Below are 14,988 nucleotides of genomic sequence, written 5' to 3'. Positions count from 1 at the left end.
GGGGCGACACTGCCGAAGTGTGGTTTAACAAAATCGGAATTTTGACCGCAAAATAGAATATAGCTCTATTTGAGGAGTGGATTGCTTTAATGGAGCCGGCTCTTCGTGCCTCGGCGCCGATCCGTTCCCATGCCGATTGTTGATGATGGGCCTTACACGGCGACCCTCGCCGTGTAAGGCGGCGGACAATCTGCCTTGATGCGCGCGCATCGCCCGCCTCTCGGAGGGGGCGGACCGGCTACTTCCATCCGCCCCCGGGCAGGCGGCCGTGATAGGGCGTGTTGCGGCAATGGCCCCACGGCCCGCGCCAGTAACCGGGAGGGCAGCCATTGCCGGCCCGTGCCTGATACCACCCGCCCGGAAGACGTCCGACATAGGGTGTCGAGCGGCAATGCCCCCATGGGCCACGCCACGCTCCGGGGCCGCAGCCGCCCGCGACACGCAGCACGGGTGCCTCGCTCGCGGAGGCTGGGGCGATGGGAAAGGCCATCGCCGGCAGCGATGCGACGCTAAAGATGGCGACCAGGGCGACGAGGCGTGGCTTCACGTGCTGATCCTCTCATGACGAGGGAATTACACATGGGCGCGTCACGTTCGGCAACCAACATCATGAGCGGCGGTTAGCGAAATCTATCGACAAACTGCGCATTCATTGATGAATGTCGCTAAGGCGTGCGCGAAGACGCTGGGCGCCTCCTGTCGCGGGTCGCGAATTCCGCTGAAACCCGCATCGCTCAGGGCGTCCATTTCCCGCCAGCCATCCCGCATCGCGGGCGCGCCGCCGATGGCGACGCGATCGTGGCAGCCCCTTTAGGTCACCAAGCCCGCGCGGCCATGGCCGCGCATGACTTCTTCCCATCCCATCCCAGTCTTCGCCGAGGGAGACGGTGCGGTTCGAGCGCGCCGGCCATTCGGATCACGGCGTAGCGCGCTCCAGAACGCCATTCCGGGCGGCCATCCGCACCCGGTCCGCCGCATCGTCGGCCTGGGCGAATTGCGCATTGTAGAGGCGCCGGTAGGCCCCGTCCGCCGAAAGGAGCGCCTCGTGCCGTCCCTGCTCCACGATGCCCTCCGAGCCGACCACGACGATCCGGTCCGCCTTGCGGATGGTGGCGAGCCGGTGGGCGATGACGAGGGTGGTGCGGCCCTCGGAGAGTTCCACGAGGGAGCCCTGGATCGCCTGTTCGGTCTCGCTATCGAGGGCCGAGGTGGCCTCGTCGAGGATCAGGATCGGCGGGTTCTTGAGAAACACGCGGGCGATGGCGAGGCGCTGTTTCTGGCCGCCCGAGAGCTTCACGCCGCGTTCGCCGACGACGGTGTCGAGGCCGTTGGGCAGTCCCTCGATCAGGGCGGAGAGCTTGGCCCGCTCCGCGGCCTGCGCGATCTGCGCCTCGGTGGCGTCGAGCCGGCCATAGGCGATGTTCTCGCGGATCGTGCCCGCGAACAGGAAGACGTCCTGCTGCACGATGCCGATCTGCCGGCGCAGCGAGGCGAGGGTGAGGTCGCGGATGTCGATGCCATCAATGGTGATGCGCCCGCTCTCCACCTCGTAAAACCGCGGAATGAGGGAGCACAACGTCGTCTTGCCGGCCCCGGACGGGCCGACGAAGGCGACGGTCTCGCCGGCGGCGATGTCGAGATCGAGCCCCGACAGGACGGGCCGGCCGGCGGTGTAGCCGAAACTCACGGCCTCGAAGCGGATGTCGCCCTTCAGGGCCGGCACGGAGATGGCGCCGGGGCGGTCGACGATGTCGGGCTCGGTGGCGAGCAGCTCGGCGTAGCGCCGGAAGCCCGCGACCCCCTTCGGGTAGGTCTCCACGACGGCACCGATCTTCTCGAGCGGCCTGTAGAACACGCCCACCAGCAGCAGGAACCCGATGAACCCACCGGGCGAGAGCTCGCCACGCACGACGAAGGCCGCGCCGCCCAGCAGCACGACGATCTGGACGAGCCGCATGCCGAGATAATTGATCGACAGGCTGGCGGCCATAATCCGGTAGGCTTCGAGCTTGGTCTCGCGGTACTTCCGGTTGTCGGAGGCGAACAGGCGCCGCTCGTGCGGCTCGTTGGCGAAGGCCTGCACCACGCGCATGCCGCCGACATTCTCCTCAATGCGGGCATTGAAGGCGGCGACCCGGCCGTATTGCGTCTGCCAGTTCCGCGTCATGCGACCGCCGTAGCGGAGGGTGACGAAGGCGATCACCGGCAGGATGGCGGCGGTCAGGAAGGCCAGGGGCGGGTGGACGTAGACCATCAGCGCGAAGGCACCGATGAGCGTCATCACCGCGATGAAGAGGTCCTCCGGCCCGTGATGGGCGACTTCGCCGATCTCCTCCAGGTCCTTGGTGACGCGGGCGACGAGGTGGCCGGTCTTCTGGTTGTCGAAATAGCGGAACGAGAGCTTCTGCAGATGATCGAAGGCACGGCGACGCATCTCGGTCTCGATATTGATGCCGAGCACGTGCCCCCAATAGGTCACCACCACCATGAGGCCGGCATTGGCCACGTAGATCACCCCGAGGCCGAGGGCGGCGAGCACGATCAACTGCCAATCCTGGCGCGGCAGCAGCACATCGACGAAGGCCTTCACGGCCATCGGGAAGCCGAGTTCGAGCAGGCCCGACAGGACGGCGCATCCGAAATCGACGAGGAACAGGGTCCGGTGCGGGCGGTAATAGGCGAGGAAGTCCTTCAGCATGATGCTTTCGTCAGGTGATCGACGGGGCAGAGGGCACCGCAGGAGGGGACGCCCGGTATGCGGTAGCGCATACAGCAAACCCGCCGCCGCCGCTCCTCGCCGCCACGGAAAGCCTGGGCCAGCGGGCAGCGGCCGAACGCATCGCCACCGCATCGGCCGAGGCACGCCTCGGCGCGGGAGGAGGCCGGCAGGGCGTCACCACTCAACGCGCGCAGGGCGAAATCGGCGGTGACGCCGGCATTGCACCAGAGGACATGGCGGGAGAGACCGTAATGCGTCTGGCACAGGTCGAAGAACGGTCGCAGGTGACCCTCGATCAGGGGATCGAGGCCGGGCTCCGGGCCTGCGCGCCGGTCGTCCTCCTCCGCCACGATGAACCGGGAGACGATGCCGCCTTCGTCGAGTTCGAAGCCGACCCTGTCGAACCCGATCGGCAGGGGACGGCCGAGGCGGCTGAGCGCGGTGAAGTAGGGGATGATCAGGGCGGGGAGGTAGTACTGCGTCCAGAGCGAGACCAGGGCGCGACGGTCGGCGGTCTCGAAGCCGTCGCCTGACGCCCTGCCGAACCCGTCCACCACCTCGTCGAAGGCCGCCTTGCTGGTGAGGATCGAGAGCGGCCGGGTTCCGGACCCGGACGGCGCCGTGGCGATCCGGCAGCCGAAGGCCGACAGTGACGGCGGAACCAGCGCGGCGAGTTGATCGATCATGCGACCCCCGCGACCCGGTCGGCATCGAGGGTCCGGCGGATCGTCGCGCGCAGGGCGGCAACGGCGATGGCGTAGAATAGGATCGCGATGCTGAAATAGGCCGGCCAGCCCACATGCGCCGCGAGCGCCGGCACGGCGACGCGCAGGGGCATCGCGGCAAAGAACGCCGCTCCGAACAGGAGCGCGTAATCGGTGGCGGGACGAGGCCCCTGCGCCCAGCGATAGATCATGTTGAACACCGGAACTCCGAGGCCGCCGCCGCCGACGATGCCGAGGATCGTCGCCGCGATCGCGAGAGCGGCCGACCCGGTGGCGGCGCCGGCGACCATCAGACCGCCGCCGGCGATCACGCCCAGCGCCGAGACCGTGATGAGCCGCAGGGTCCCGACCCGTCGCACGAGGACGCCCGAGACCAGGGCCATGACGAGGTTGATGACAGGCGAGAGAGAACCGGTGACGAACCCGACCTCCCGCAACGACACCCCCAGATCCAGCAGGGCGAGGTTGTTCAGGCCGGAGAGGGCGAACATGGCGGCGAAGTACAGGCCCAGGACCAGAATGCGCGGCCCCAGGAGGCGCAGGCGTTCGAAGGGGGCCGTCATGCGTTCCGCCGGACCGGCATCGCGGCGAAGCCGGACTTCCGGGTAGCGCAGCATCGGCAGCAGGCAGAGGAGATTGAGGCCGGCGATGCCCAGCACGGCGACCTGCCAGCCGGTCGTGTCGTAGTACCCGACCAGCAGGCCCGAGCCGGCGATTCCGCCCAGTGACGCGCCGGAGAGTTTGGCCGATGCCACAAAGGGGCGCCGGTCGGCGGGCACCGTCTCGACCACCAAAGCTTCGAGGGCGATGTCCATGGTGGCGACGCAGAAGCAGGTCGCCACCGCGAGACCGAGGAGAAGGCCGAGCGGCCACGCCTCGCCCAGGCTCAGCACCAGCAGCAATGCGATGGTCGCGCCCTGCATCAGCGCGATCCAGCCGATGCGATGCGGCAGGCGGGGCAGGCGCAGCCTGTCGATGGCGACGGCCCAGAGAAACGTCAGACCGACGGGCAGGTTGATGAGCTGCAGCAGACCGATCTCGGCGAGCTCGACGCCGCGTGCCCGCAGGATCAGCGGGGCGCCGCTGGCCAGGAAGCCGAGCGTGGTCCCGAAGGTGATGTAGAGGCTGAAGAACGGCAGCAGGGGCCGCGCCCGGCGCCACGCTCTGGACGCCCCGTCGAACCGGGTCCCGCTCATGCGCTCCGCGCCGCCCGGCCCGGTTGCTCGTTGGGGATAGGCACGGACCCTGGGAACCATGCTTCCGCGCCGGTCACGCCGGCTCCTCCGAGACGGCGCTGTACCGGCCTCGACTGACGCGGCGACCGATCCGCGATCCGGCGCGCGACGGGACAGGGCCTCCCTTCGGACATCCGGAGCCTCCCTGTGTCTTGACGCGCGCAGTTTTTAAACAGTCTAATCTACTGTAAACATTGGCCTTTCGTTCGGATTATGACGTGCCCCGCTTTCATGCAAGGTCCGTTTGGACGCAGTGCCGCCGGCCTTCGCTCCTCGCGCTCCGTATCCGGCTCCTATTGCCCCGGCATGGTGAGGATCAGCGGCCCGCTGCGCGAGGCGATGACCGTATGCTCGTATTGCACCGTGAGGGCCTTCGGCTGGCTGTAGAGGGTCCAGGGGTCGTCGCCATCCGCGGCGAACTCGGCGCCGAGGGACAGGAACGGCTCGACGGTGAAGACCAGCCCCTCCTGCATGATCCGTCGCTCGGAGGCGTCGGGCCAGGTGGCGATCTCGGTCGGTTCCTCGTGCAATGACAGGCCGACGCCGTGGCTCGCGAGGTTGCGGACGAGAGTGTAGCCGTTCTTCCGCGCGAAGGCTCCGACGGCCCGTCCGATATCGGCCAGGGGCTTGCCGGTACCGACCTGGCGCAGGCCTGTCCACATCGCTCGGCGCCCGTCCCTGCACAGTCGCTCCACCGCCCGCGTCACCGGCGGCACCGCGAAGGACGCGCCCGTATCGGCGAAGTAGCCGTCCTTCTCGGCGGACACGTCGATATTGACGAGATCGCCCGGATTGATCCTGCGGTCGCTCGGAATGCCGTGGGCGATTTCCTCGTTGACGCTGATGCAGGTGGCTCCGGGGAAGGCGTAGACGAGTTCCGGTGCCGGGCGAGCTCCGGCCGACTCCATGATCCGCCGCCCGATCCCGTCGAGGTCGCGGGTGGTCATGCCGGGCTCGATGGCCTTGCCCATCGCCTCGAGGGTGTCGGCGACGATGCGCCCGATCCGCTTCAGGCCGGCCAGCTCGTCGTCATTCGACACCGTCATGTCGTCATCCCTTCATGGCGCCGGAGGCGGCTCCGCTCGCGCGGTTCTGCCATCCTCCGCGAGCCCGGCAAAGCCTGGGCCGCCCCAGATGCCGTTCGCTCCCCATGGGTCTGACGGGCCTATGACGTGCTGGCTCCCGCTCAGGCGGCGAAGGCGCCGCGCAAGCGCAGGGCCTCGATCTCGTCCGCCGAGAGGCCGAACTCCGAGAGCACGTCCTCGGTATGTTCGCCGAGAAGCGGCGCATGCCTGCGGGCACGCTGCGGTGTGCCCGTGAGCTTCACGGGGAAACCGATGTTCGGCACCGTGCCCTCGATCGGGTGGGGAACCTCGATGCGCATCTGCCTGTGCCGGCCATGCTCGCTTTCGAACGCTTCCGGATAGGTGTTCATGCGGCCGGCCGGAATGCCGGCAGCGAGAAGCAGAGACACCCATTCCTCACTGGTCCTGGCGGCAAAGCTCCGCTCCAGCTCCTCGATCAGCTCTTCGCGGTTGGCGAGGCGCGCGGGGATGTCGACGAAGCGGGCATCCTCGAACAGTTCGGCGCGATCGAGCACGTCGCAGAGCAGGCGCCAGAGCTTCTGGTTCGTGGCCCCCATGACGAAGTAGCCGTCCGAGGCCCGCACCGCCTGGTAGGGGGCGCTCATGCGGTTGGAGGTGCCGAGCGGCTGCGGGATCCGTCCCGTCCCCCAATATTCCGAGACGTCCCAGATCGAGAAGGCCAGGGCCGCGTCGAAAAGCGAGGCGTCGATATACTGGCCCTCACCGCTCGCCTGTCGGCCGATATAGGCTGAAAGGATCGCGTAGACGGTGAACAACGCGCAGCCGATATCGGCGACCGGCACGCCGGCCTTCACCGGCGGACCGCCCGGATGGCCGGTGACGCTCATCACCCCCGACATCGCCTGGGCCATCAGGTCGTAGCCGGGGCGCTTCGCCCAGGGACCCGACTGGCCGAAGCCCGAAATGCTCGCATAGATGAGCCCTGGATTGCGGGCGCGCATCGCCTCGTATCCGAGGCCGAGGCGCGCCATCACGCCGGGCCGGTAATTCTCGACCAGCACATCCGCATTGGCGGCCATATCGAGGAGCAGGTCGCGCCCGGCATCGGATTTGAGGTTCAGGGCGAGGCTGCGCTTGTTCCGGTTCATGTTGAGGAAGCCCATGCTGTCGGGCCCCTTCATCTTGAACCCCATGGCGCTGCGGGTCTGGTCGCCCGTGCCCGGCGGCTCCACCTTGATGACATCCGCTCCGAGATCGCCGAGCAGCATGCTGCAGAACGGCCCCGCCATCACCTGCGTCACGTCGAGGACGCGGATGCCCGCGAGGGGGAGGGGGCGGGGTTCTTCGTGCACGGAGTGATCCATCGTGCTCGATTCCTGTTTTGCGCCGGGGGTGGGTGCGGCCCGCCGGCGGTGGCGTTACGCGAGGAGGACACGACTCGCTGTGTGCATCTCCTCTCCCCGCGTGCGGGGAGAGGGGATTGCGCTCTGGCTTCGGCTCAAGCCAGCGCAGCCAGGATCGCGCTACTCCGCAGGAACCGCCCGTCCCAGGGGCGGTACCACCGGCTCCTCTTCGAACGGGCGCTCCGGGTGCATGGTGAAGGCGAGGACCGCGCCCAGGAGGCAAAGGCCGATGGAGCCGACGAAGGGCAGGGTCCAGCTTCCCGTCATGTCCACGATCATCCCGAACACGATCGGCGAGATGATCGCCGCCACCGCCGAGCCGGTATTCATCAGGCCCGCTGCCGTGCCCGAATATTTCGGCGCGATGTCCATCGGCACCGACCAGATCGGGCCGATCACCAATTCGGCGAAGAAGAAGCCGGAGCTGAGCAGCAGCGCCACCAGGGTCAGGTCCCGTGTGAAGAACACGCCGGTGAGACTCGCCGCCGCGCCGAGGAAGCCGACCACGATGACGCTGAGCCGGGCGAGCTTGAGATCCCCTGTGCGCTTCAGGATGCGGTCGCTGAACACGCCGCCCAGGGTATCGCCGACGACGCCGGCGAAGAATACGCCCGAGGCGAACAGGGCCGAATTCTTCAGGTCCAGCCCATAGTTGAGCTTGAAGAAGCTCGGGAGCCAACCGAGGAACAGCCACAAGGTCCAGCCGTAGCAGAAATAGGTCAGCGTCACCGGCAGCATGCGCCGGGTCAGGCGGCCCCAGGGCACGTTCTGCTTGGCGCCCACTTGGCTCGGGGGCGGCAGCACCGCGAGTTCCTCCGGTGTGATCGCAGGGTGATCCTTCGGGTCGTCGCGGAAGTAGAGGTACCAGACCACGACCCAGGCGAAGCTCGCCACCCCTAAGATGACGAACCCGATGCGCCAGCCGAACTGGTAGATCAGGAAGGCCACGATGGGCGGCGCCACCGCGTTGCCCAGTCGAGCGAAGGCATGCGTGATGCCCTGCGCGAAGCCGCGCTTGCCCGGCGCGGTCCAGTTCTGCATGGCGCGGGTGGCGGTGGGGAAAGTGGCGCCCTCGCCGAAGCCGAGGAGGACGCGGGCGAGGAACAGGCTGATGAGCCCGCCCACGAACCCGGTGAGGATCGTCGCCGAGGCCCAGATCAGGCCGCAGACGAGGAGGGTCCGCCGCGCGCCGAACTTGTCGCCCACCGAGCCGCCGATGACCTGGAAGATGGCGTAGGGATAGGCGAAGGCGGACAGGATCAGGCCGAACTGCGTGTTCGAGAGGCCGAGATCCTTCATGATCTCACCGCCCGCCGTAGCGATGTTCACCCGGTCGAGATAGGTGACGAAATACATCAGGCAGAGCAGGAACAGCACCATATTCGACGCGGAGACGCGTCTTTTAGCGGGCGTCATCGGGGTTTCCTCGGGTTGAGCGCGCCACCCGCCCCGGTTTGATCACCGGTTGTTTGTGGGATCACGCGTGGTTGGTATGATCGGCGCGGCTCTCCTCCCCACAAGGGGGGAGGGGGCCTGCTACTCAATCGTCGATACCGGAGCGCAGGGCGTCCATGGCCGCCAGCACGCCGCCGCGCTGGTGAGGGACGCCGCCGGCCTTGAGACCCATCTCGACACCCGACAGCGCCGCCATCAGCGTCAGGTCGTTGCATTCGCCGAGATGGCCGATGCGGAAGACCTTGCCCGCCACTTTCGCGAGGCCGGTGCCGAGCGAGAGGTCGTATTTCTCCAGGATCAGAGTGCGCAGGGCATCCGCGTCATGGCCCTCCGGCATCACCACGGCGGTGAGCACGGGCGAGTATTCGGACGGTTCCCGGCACAGAACCTCGAGGCCCCAGCCCTCGACCGCGGCGCGGGTGGCGGCGGCGAGACGCTGGTGGCGGGCAAAGACCTGGGGCAGGCCTTCCTCCCGCAACATGGCGATGGCTTCGCGCAGGCCGTAGAGGAGATTCGTGGCGGGTGTGTAGGGGAAGTAGCCGCCGGCATTCGGCTTCAGCATGTCTTCCCAATCCCAGTAGGAACGGGGCAGCGTCGCCGTCTTCGTGGCGGCCAGAGCCTTGTCCGACAGGGCGACGAGACCGAGACCCGGCGGCAGCATCAGGCCCTTCTGCGAGCAACTCACCGCGACGTCGACGCCCCATTCGTCATGGGCGTATTCGGCCGAGCCGAGCCCCGAGATCGTATCGACGAGGAAGAGCGCGGGATGGTTCGCCCGGTCGATCGCCTTGCGGATCTCCGCGATCCGGCTCGTTGCGCCGGTGGAGGTCTCGTTGTGGACCACCATCACGGCCTTGATCGACTTGGCGCGGTCTTCGGCCAGGATCGCCTCGACCTGCGCCGGATCGAGTCCGCGGCGCCAGTCGCCGGGGACGAATTCCACCTCGATGCCCCAGCGTGCCGCCATCTGGCGCCACAGGGTGGCGAAATGGCCGGTCTCGAACATCAACACCCGGTCGCCGGCCGAGAGCGTATTGACGATGGCCGATTCCCAGGCGCCCGTGCCGGAACCCGGATAGATGATCACCGGCGACCGCGTCTGGAAGATGGCCTGGGCGCCTTCCAGCACCGCCTTGCCGAGTCCGGCGAAATCGGGGCCGCGATGGTCGATCACCGGCATGTCCATGGCGCGCAGGACACGCTCGGGCACCGGGCTGGGGCCTGGAATATGCAGGAAATGGCGTCCGGTCCGTGTCGTCATCGAGATCTCCGCGATGGCCGGTCGAGGGAAAGCTGCGCCCGGATCGATGATCCACTGTGCGTCGGAGCAGAAAATTGCATTCATTTTTTGAGAGGGCAAGCATTATTATGCGAACATCTCGTCTCGACCTTCCTGCTTTCGGCTGCTAGGTTCGCATTATGGTGCTTGAGCCTGTCACTGAACCGGAGGCCGATGCCGGCCTCGAACCCGCCGATGGAGCGCGTCTTTCCGCGATGCCGTCGCTGGCGAAATCCCTCCACGGCGAGCTTCTGGCACGCCTGCGGGACTACATCGTCGAGGGCAATCTGGCCGCCGGCGCGCGGGTGCCGGAGCGGATGCTCTGCGAGCGCTTCGGCATCTCGCGCACGCCACTGCGCGAGGCGCTGAAGGTGCTGGCTTCGGAGGGGCTGATCGAGCTCCTGCCGAACCGGGGCGCGCGGGTGCGCCAGCTCGGCGCCGAGGAACTCGTGGATCTGTTCGACGTCATGGGCGGGCTCGAGGCCCTGGCCGGACGCCTGGCCTGCGAGAAGATCACACCCGCCGCCTATGACGAGATCGAGCGGCTGCATCACGAGATGTACGGCTGCTACATGCGGCGCGACCTGCACGGCTACTTCGCCTGCAACCAGGCGATCCACGACCGGATCGTGCAGGCAGCGGACAACGAGCCGTTGCGGGCGAGCTACGCCAATTTCGCCGGGCGCCTGCGCCGCGTGCGCTACTCGGCCAATCTCGACGAGAATCGCGACCGCTGGGGCGAGGCGATGCGCGAGCATGAGGAAATCCTCGATGCATTGCGCCGGCGCGCCGGCAATGAGCTCAGCGACATCCTGTTCGGGCACCTGCGCAACAAGCGCCGGGCGGCGGCGGGGCGGGAGACAGCGGGTCCGCCGGACTCCGCCGCCAACGTCGCATCGTGACGGCGGCTCAGGGGCGGGCCTCGTGACAGCGTTCGGCCTGTGCCCGGATCACGTCCGCCGCTTGCAGGATGCCGGCCCGGTCGACGTCGAGATGGGTGGTCGCCCGGATCTGATGCGCGCCGATGGCGCGGATACGCACATCTTCCGCGAGACACGCCTCGGCGAAGGCGGTTGCGCTGATGCCCAGCGGCTCCACCGAGAAGCACAGGATGTTGGACTGGGCCGCATCGGGCGCGATGGCGAGGCCCGGCGCGCCGGTGATGTGGGCCTTCAACTCGCCGGCATTGGCGTTGTCGAGTTCCAGCTGGTCCACATGGTGGTCGAGGGCGTAGAGGCCGGCCGCGGCGAGGATTCCCGACTGGCGCATGGCGCCACCGAGCCGGTACTTCCACCGCCACGCCTCGACGATGAAGTGGCTCGAGCCGCACAGAACGGCGCCGACCGGGCAGCCGAGTCCCTTGCTCAGATCGATCCAGACGCTGTCGAAGCCTTTGGCGTAGTCCCTGGCGGAGATGTCGGTGGCGGCCACGGCGTTGAGGAGGCGCGCCCCGTCGATATGCGCCTTCATGCCCTTGTGATGGGCCAAGTCGCGGATGCGGCGCATGTCGGTGAGTGGCCAGACCGAGCCGCCCGAAAAGCTCGTGGTCTGCTCCACCGAGACCAGGGCCGAGCGCGGCGCCGTGCGGGCGGGGGGGCGGATCGCCGCCTCGAACGCCTCGGGCGTATAGAGGCCGGCCGGGGTGGAAAGAGCCTTCACCGAGACGCCGCCGATGGCCGCCGAGCCGGCGGCCTCGGTGTTGTAGATGTGGGACTGATCGTCGACCACGATCTCGTCACCGGGCCGGGTCTGGACCAGAATCGAGACGAGGTTGCACATCGTGCCCGAGGGCATGAACACCCCCGCTTCCATCCCGAGCAGGTCGGCGATGCGCTCGCACAAAGCCAGGGTCGTCGGATCGGAATCGGATTGCTCGTCGCCGACCTCCGCGCGGGCCATGGCCTCACGCATGCCGGGTGTGGGCCGCGTTTGCGTATCGCTATACAAATCGATCATCTGCCGGCCCTGTTTTGCATGCAATCCGTGTGGGCCATTCTAGCCGGTCGGGACGATCCCGCCACCCTACCGGAACCCGCATCGCTTTGAAGCCGGCCCACGGCACTCCCACGAGGACGATGGATCATGACCGCAACGGCTGAGCCCGCCACCGGCCCGAACCGCGCCCCTTCGCCCGTCTCCGGGCCGGGGCCGGTCAGTCCGCGTGCCGCCAACCGCCAGGGCGCCGGCCTGCCGCGCCGCCTCGCCGAGGCGCTCGCTGGCGAGGCGAAGTTCGATACCTTCACCCGGGGGCGCTATGCCAACGACGCGTCGATCTACCAGATCATGCCGGCGGGCGTGGTCCTGCCCCGCAGCGCCGCCGACATCGCCGCCACCCTGAAGATCGCCGCCGAGCACGACGTGCCGGTGATCCTGCGCGGCGGCGGCACGTCCCAGAACGGCCAGCCCATCGGGCGCGGCCTCGCGGTCGATTGCTCGCGCCATTTTAACGGGATCATCGCCTACGACGCGCAAGCCGGAACCATCACCGTCGAGCCCGGCATGGTGCTGGAACGGCTGAACACGCGGGTGAAGGCCGATGGCTGGTTTTTTCCCGTGGAGCCCTCCACCGCCACCCGCTGCACCATCGGCGGCATGGCCGGCAACAATTCCTGCGGCGCGCGCTCCCTGCGCTTCGGCAAGATGAGCGACAACGTCCTCGGGATGGAGGCCTTGTTCCATGACGGCGAGCCCTTCGGCTTCGGCCTCACCGGGAACGCGGCGACGGGCGTCACCGGCTCGCGGCGGGCGGACGCCCTCGCCGCCGCCATGCGGGCTCTGGCCGAATCCGAGCGCGACGAGATCCTGCGCATGTACCCGCGCGTGCAGCGCCGGGTCGGCGGCTACAATCTCGATGCGCTGATCGAGGCGCGGCCGAACCTCGCCCATCTCCTCGTCGGCTCGGAAGGGACGCTGGCGGCCACCACCAGCGTGACGTTGAAGCTGTCGCGCCTGCCGACGCACCGGGTCATGGGCGTCTGCCACTTCCCGTCGTTCCGCTCCGCCATGGAGACGACGAAGGCCATCGTCGATCTCGATCCCGTGGCGGTGGAGCTCGTGGACAACAACGTGCTGGTGCTCGGCGCCGACATCCCGCTGTTCCGGGCGACTTTGGCCGACATCACCCGTGGCACGCCGAACTGTCTGCTGCTGGTGGAGTTCGCCGGCGACGACCGGGACGCGCTCCTGGCCGATCTTCGGCGTCTCGACGCGTGCATGGCCGATAACGGCCATGTGGACGCCGTGGTGGAGGTGCCGGAGCCGATCCGCCAGAAATCGGTCTGGGAGGTGCGCGAGGCCTGCCTCAACATCATGATGTCGATGAAGGGGGATGCCAAGCCCGTCTCCTTCATCGAGGATTGCGCGGTGCCGCTGGAGCATCTCGCCGATTACACCGACGCGGTGACGGAGGTGTTCACCCGCCACGGCACGCGCGGCACCTGGTACGCCCACGCCTCCGTCGGCTGTCTGCATGTCCGCCCGATCCTCGACATGAAGCAGGGCGGGGACGTCGCCAAGATGCGCGCCATCGCGGAGGCCGCGAGCGAACAGGTCCGCCGCTTCAAGGGCTCCTATTCGGGCGAGCACGGCGACGGCATCTCGCGCTCGGAATACATCGCGCCGATGTTCGGCGAACGCCTGACCCGCGCCTTCGAACAGGTGAAGGACGCCTTCGACCCGGAGAACCGGCTCAACCCCGGCAAGATCGTCCGGCCGCTCAAGATGGACGACCGCTCGCTGATGCGGTTCCAGCCGGGCTACGCGGTGAGCCAGCCGAAGAAGACCGCCCTCGACTGGTCGGAATGGGGCGGTTTCGGCGGCGCCGTCGAGATGTGCAACAACAACGGCACCTGCCGGAAGCTCGCGGGCGGGGCCATGTGCCCGTCCTACCGGGCCACGAAAGACGAGCAGCATCTGACCCGTGGCCGGGCGAACTCCCTGCGGCTCGCGATTTCGGGTCAGCTCGGCGCGGACGCCTTCACCAGCCGCGAGATGAAGCGGACCCTGGATCTCTGCGTCTCGTGCAAGGCCTGCCGCCGCGAATGCCCCACAGGCATCGACATGGCCAAGATGAAGGTCGAGTTCCTGCACCATTACCACGCCCGCCACGGCCTGCCCCTGAAGGAGCGGCTGGTGGCGGCCCTGCCGCTCTATGCCGGCACCGCCGCCTGGCTGGCGCCGCTCCTCAACCTGCGCGACCGGGTGCCCGCCTTGGCGAGGCTGTCGGAGCGGGTCGCCGGGCTCTCGGCGCGGCGCACCCTGCCGCGCTGGCGCAGGCCCTGGGTCGAGCAGGGCGAGCCGGCCCATCCGGGCGACGTGACCGGGGATTTCCGCGACATCGTGTTGTTCGGCGACACGTTCAACCGCGCCTTCGAGCGGGAGAACCTGGAGGCGGCCGAGCGTGTGCTGATCGCCGCCGGTTACCGCCTGCACCGGGTCTTCCCCAACCGTGGACGCCGCCCCCTCTGCTGCGGCCGCACCTATCTCGCCTCCGGTCAGACCGACCGAGCCCGCGAGGAGGCGAGCCGCACGCTCACCACCCTACTGCCGTTCATCCGGGCCGGTGCCCGGATCGTCGGGCTCGAACCGTCCTGCCTGCTGACCTTCCGCGACGAGTTCGCGTCCCTGCTTCCCGGACCGGAGGCGGGGGAATTGAGCAAGGCGAGCCTGCTGTTCGAGGAACTGCTCGCCGTCGATCTCGATGCCGGGCGGATCGCCCTGCCTCTGGCGGACCAGGGCGGGCGCGTCGCCCACCTGCACGGCCATTGCCACCAGAAGGCCTTCGCCGCCATGGGCGCGGTGGAGACGGTGCTGCGCGCGGTGCCGGGGCTCGACGTGCGGGTCATCGAGTCGAGCTGCTGCGGTATGGCGGGCGTCTTCGGATACGGCGCCGAGACCATCGACGTGTCGCTCGCCATGGCCGAGCTCTCGCTGTTCCCGGCCCTGCGCAAGGCCGGCCCGGACGATCTCGTCGTGGCCGACGGCACCAGCTGCCGCCACCAGATCCACGACGGTCTCGGGCTCGAAGCGCTCCATGTGGCGCGCGTGCTGGACGCGGCGATGGCGGCGTCGGCCGACCGTCACTGACGGCCGGGCAGGGCGGCCGGTCATGGTCGTGAGGGCGTGAT

Annotated in this window: 11 protein-coding genes; 2 read left to right on the top strand and 9 right to left on the bottom strand. The window is 68.2% G+C overall.

Translation table 11 applies throughout. From position 1 onward, the window contains the following. Positions 1–238 precede the first annotated feature (238 nt). From ASF26_RS22095 to ASF26_RS13560, 8 genes are all read right to left on the bottom strand, one after another. A complete protein-coding gene (locus tag ASF26_RS22095) occupies positions 239–490 on the bottom strand; it encodes a hypothetical protein (protein WP_147831115.1) in 252 nt (83 codons plus the stop codon). 426 nt (positions 491–916) lie between these two features. Next, positions 917–2,698: an ABC transporter ATP-binding protein gene (locus ASF26_RS13590; protein ID WP_056139763.1), complete on the bottom strand. Its 1,782-nt coding sequence runs from the start codon at positions 2,696–2,698 to the stop codon at positions 917–919. Continuing rightward, positions 2,692–3,405 (bottom strand): siderophore-iron reductase FhuF, encoded by a 714-nt coding sequence (gene fhuF, locus ASF26_RS13585; protein WP_056254752.1) that lies wholly within the window; start codon positions 3,403–3,405, stop codon positions 2,692–2,694. Before fhuF ends, ASF26_RS13590 begins: the two co-directional genes overlap by 7 nt. Further along, positions 3,402–4,640, bottom strand: coding sequence for an MFS transporter (locus tag ASF26_RS13580; protein WP_056254749.1), 1,239 nt, complete (start codon positions 4,638–4,640; stop codon positions 3,402–3,404). Before ASF26_RS13580 ends, fhuF begins: the two co-directional genes overlap by 4 nt. A 332-nt stretch (positions 4,641–4,972) precedes the next feature. Continuing rightward, positions 4,973–5,725, bottom strand: a complete 753-nt coding sequence (gene map, locus ASF26_RS13575; protein ID WP_056139772.1) for a type I methionyl aminopeptidase — start codon at positions 5,723–5,725, stop codon at positions 4,973–4,975. Positions 5,726–5,865: 140 nt separating this feature from the next. After that, on the bottom strand, positions 5,866–7,089 hold the full coding sequence (locus tag ASF26_RS13570) for a CoA transferase (protein ID WP_056139775.1): 1,224 nt from the start codon (positions 7,087–7,089) through the stop codon (positions 5,866–5,868). Between the two features lie 159 nt (positions 7,090–7,248). After that, entirely contained in the window at positions 7,249–8,544 is a 1,296-nt protein-coding gene (locus tag ASF26_RS13565; RefSeq protein ID WP_056254744.1) for an MFS transporter, read from the bottom strand. A 124-nt stretch (positions 8,545–8,668) separates the two neighbouring features. Continuing rightward, positions 8,669–9,844, bottom strand: coding sequence for an aminotransferase class V-fold PLP-dependent enzyme (locus tag ASF26_RS13560; protein ID WP_056254932.1), 1,176 nt, complete (start codon positions 9,842–9,844; stop codon positions 8,669–8,671). 158 nt (positions 9,845–10,002) lie between these two features. On the opposite strand from ASF26_RS13560, the gene ASF26_RS13555 reads away from it, so the two are divergent. Further along, positions 10,003–10,764 carry a GntR family transcriptional regulator gene (locus tag ASF26_RS13555; protein WP_056254742.1) on the top strand — a complete coding sequence of 254 codons (762 nt, stop codon included), beginning with the start codon at positions 10,003–10,005 and terminating at the stop codon, positions 10,762–10,764. 7 nt (positions 10,765–10,771) lie between these two features. Here ASF26_RS13555 and ASF26_RS13550 read toward each other — a convergent pair whose 3' ends face one another. Continuing rightward, on the bottom strand, positions 10,772–11,818 hold the full coding sequence (locus ASF26_RS13550; protein WP_056254739.1) for a threonine aldolase family protein: 1,047 nt from the start codon (positions 11,816–11,818) through the stop codon (positions 10,772–10,774). 126 nt (positions 11,819–11,944) lie between these two features. Between ASF26_RS13550 and ASF26_RS13545 the strand changes: the two genes are divergently transcribed. Next, positions 11,945–14,947: an FAD-binding and (Fe-S)-binding domain-containing protein gene (locus tag ASF26_RS13545; RefSeq protein WP_056254735.1), complete on the top strand. Its 3,003-nt coding sequence runs from the start codon at positions 11,945–11,947 to the stop codon at positions 14,945–14,947. The last annotated feature ends 41 nt before the right edge of the window (positions 14,948–14,988 follow it).

Origin of the sequence: Methylobacterium sp. Leaf93, from assembly GCF_001422345.1 — a bacterium.
In the GTDB taxonomy this organism is placed as follows: Bacteria; Pseudomonadota; Alphaproteobacteria; order Rhizobiales; family Beijerinckiaceae; genus Methylobacterium; species Methylobacterium bullatum.
This window is presented reverse-complemented; position numbering and strand designations above follow the sequence as displayed.

Bases quoted from the DNA above. Each gene is read 5' to 3' on its own strand.
- ASF26_RS22095 (WP_147831115.1), bottom strand. From the start codon at position 490: ATGGCCTTTCCCATCGCCCCAGCCTCCGCGAGCGAGGCACCCGTGCTG.
- ASF26_RS13590 (WP_056139763.1), bottom strand. From the start codon at position 2,698: ATGCTGAAGGACTTCCTCGCCTATTACCGCCCGCACCGGACCCTGTTC.
- fhuF (WP_056254752.1), bottom strand. From the start codon at position 3,405: ATGATCGATCAACTCGCCGCGCTGGTTCCGCCGTCACTGTCGGCCTTC.
- ASF26_RS13580 (WP_056254749.1), bottom strand. From the start codon at position 4,640: ATGAGCGGGACCCGGTTCGACGGGGCGTCCAGAGCGTGGCGCCGGGCG.
- map (WP_056139772.1), bottom strand. From the start codon at position 5,725: ATGACGGTGTCGAATGACGACGAGCTGGCCGGCCTGAAGCGGATCGGG.
- ASF26_RS13570 (WP_056139775.1), bottom strand. From the start codon at position 7,089: ATGGATCACTCCGTGCACGAAGAACCCCGCCCCCTCCCCCTCGCGGGC.
- ASF26_RS13565 (WP_056254744.1), bottom strand. From the start codon at position 8,544: ATGACGCCCGCTAAAAGACGCGTCTCCGCGTCGAATATGGTGCTGTTC.
- ASF26_RS13560 (WP_056254932.1), bottom strand. From the start codon at position 9,844: ATGACGACACGGACCGGACGCCATTTCCTGCATATTCCAGGCCCCAGC.
- ASF26_RS13555 (WP_056254742.1), top strand. From the start codon at position 10,003: ATGGTGCTTGAGCCTGTCACTGAACCGGAGGCCGATGCCGGCCTCGAA.
- ASF26_RS13550 (WP_056254739.1), bottom strand. From the start codon at position 11,818: ATGATCGATTTGTATAGCGATACGCAAACGCGGCCCACACCCGGCATG.
- ASF26_RS13545 (WP_056254735.1), top strand. From the start codon at position 11,945: ATGACCGCAACGGCTGAGCCCGCCACCGGCCCGAACCGCGCCCCTTCG.